The organism is Thiohalocapsa sp. (genome assembly GCF_019695415.1).
Classification (GTDB): Bacteria; Pseudomonadota; Gammaproteobacteria; order Chromatiales; family Chromatiaceae; genus Thiohalocapsa.
This window is the reverse complement of the sequence record NZ_JAIFKJ010000509.1, coordinates 1,865-2,598: the sequence shown is the minus strand read 5'-3', so window position 1 is coordinate 2,598 and position 734 is coordinate 1,865. Positions and strand designations below refer to the sequence as shown.

Below are 734 nucleotides of genomic sequence, written 5' to 3'. Positions count from 1 at the left end.
CGCATCAGGCGTTTGCACCGGCAAATCGGCGTCGCCAGGTATCGAGCAGAAAGAACGGCGCATAGAGCAGCAGGAAGGAGACCAGCGCCACCCCGACCAGCCCCAGCCAGTACCAGGGCCAGGGACCGAACCAGTCCAGCAGTGATGCGCCGGCGGGCTTGGCCATGAGATACAGGAAATTCGTCCCCAGGGCCAGGTTGACGCCGAAGACGACGGCGGCCAGGGCCAAGGTGATAAAAGCAACCCGCAAGATCGACATGGGGTAAGGGCGCAGTCCGAGTGCCAGCGTGGCGTAGAGAACGCCAACCACCACCAGGCCATGTCCCGCGAAGAAAAACAGATAAGCCGGCGCCGGGAAGCCAGCGCGCAGGTCCGGTGTCAGCAGCGCCTGGGTGGTACCGGCTAGGGCCCAGAAGTAGGCCACTTCGAATACTCGCGGGCTATGGGTGACCAGCATCCAGGCCGTGACAAAGACCGCGAGCGTGCACAGGTGAAGTGGCAGCAGTTGCACCGAAGGCCCGAACTGCCGCAGCTGCAAAGCGACGTCCACGGCCTCCTGCCCCAGCAGCAGGGCCGCCAGCATCAAGCCCACCGGCGTCACCGCCGCCGGAGCCAAGCGGCGCACCGCAAGTGGCAGCAGCAGGGCCACCGCCGCAATGAGCACCAGAGTCCAGAGATGCGCGGTGCCGAAGAGTACAAAGGGGGGAGCGACCGTCATCTGCGGAGCCCATCTG

Annotated in this window: 1 protein-coding gene; it reads right to left on the bottom strand. The window is 65.4% G+C overall.

Going from position 1 to position 734, the window contains the following annotated elements; genetic code table 11:
* Positions 1-4 precede the first annotated feature (4 nt).
* Positions 5-734 (bottom strand): TIGR02206 family membrane protein (locus I6U14_RS14180; RefSeq protein ID WP_296900164.1); only part of this gene is annotated, 730 nt, incomplete at its 5' end.